Genomic DNA, 910 nt, shown 5'->3' with positions numbered 1-910 from the left:
CGAGTGATCATACAGGCCTGCGACCTTCTTGCCGGTGATAAAGGCAAAGGCAGTTGCGGCAACCATAGCGCGCGTATGTGGATGCATGGCCCCACTTGGCACCCGGATGAACAAGAGATCAAGCGGTCATCGCGTCGAGAAGCGCAATTCGCAGGGCTCCTTTGCATGCCCGCTTCCTTGTGCCGAGTGAGCGGGCATGACGACGGATTCGGGGTGCGCAACTGCGGTTATCGGATATCATCAACCTGATAGAACATCGGATCGCGCATCCACTCGATGACGGCTGACTCCCGCCACCCCGCACAGCGCGTGGCGATGCGGACTTGCCTTGGAAAGGTTCCGTCCTGAATCTTCCGGTAAAGCGTCGCTCGCGACAGGCCGGTACGGTCGAGCACGGCGTTGAGGCGAAGAATGCGGTCGGGGGGCTGATCGGTCATGATTTGGATCTCCTGCGTTGTGGTCGGTCGTATTGCTCCTCAGGCAAGAGATTTGAGATGCCGTCGCCGGGCGTCAAGATCCTGACATTCTGTGGTTTCTACGCCAGCTTGTCCCTATTTTTTCGCAGGCATCCACGGCTGTCCCGCGCTACGCACGATTAAATTTTTGTAAGTTCGCAGTTTGGCGTCTCAGGCCGTCTCGGCCTGACCGCGCTCTACCTTCGCTGACGCTCCGGCCGAGCCGCCTTCGGCGTCTCGTCGGCATGGCCGTGACGATCGCGTGATGCGGTTCCGGCCCGCGCTTTACGCGGCCCGGGCGGGATGCCTTGCATCCCGTCAGCGGTCGCCGCGCGGATGCGCGGCGGCGTAGCCTCGGCTCCAAGGTGGCGGGGGGCGTCGCTGCCCTGTAGCCCCGCCTCGGCGGCGCGCAACCCGTCCGCTTCGCTCCCGGGTCCTCCATTTCATTACGGCCT

General features: G+C 62.6%; 1 protein-coding gene. It reads right to left on the bottom strand.

The window, feature by feature from the left end:
• Positions 1 to 227: 227 nt before the first annotated feature.
• Positions 228 to 437, bottom strand: a complete 210-nt coding sequence (locus IEX32_RS20395) for a helix-turn-helix transcriptional regulator (protein ID WP_188773359.1) — start codon at positions 435 to 437, stop codon at positions 228 to 230.
• Positions 438 to 910 lie beyond the last annotated feature (473 nt).

This window comes from Novosphingobium endophyticum, assembly GCF_014640675.1.
In the GTDB taxonomy this organism is placed as follows: Bacteria; Pseudomonadota; Alphaproteobacteria; order Sphingomonadales; family Sphingomonadaceae; genus Novosphingobium; species Novosphingobium endophyticum.
Note: the sequence above shows the minus strand (reverse complement) of the source record. Positions and strands in the feature narration are given on the sequence as shown.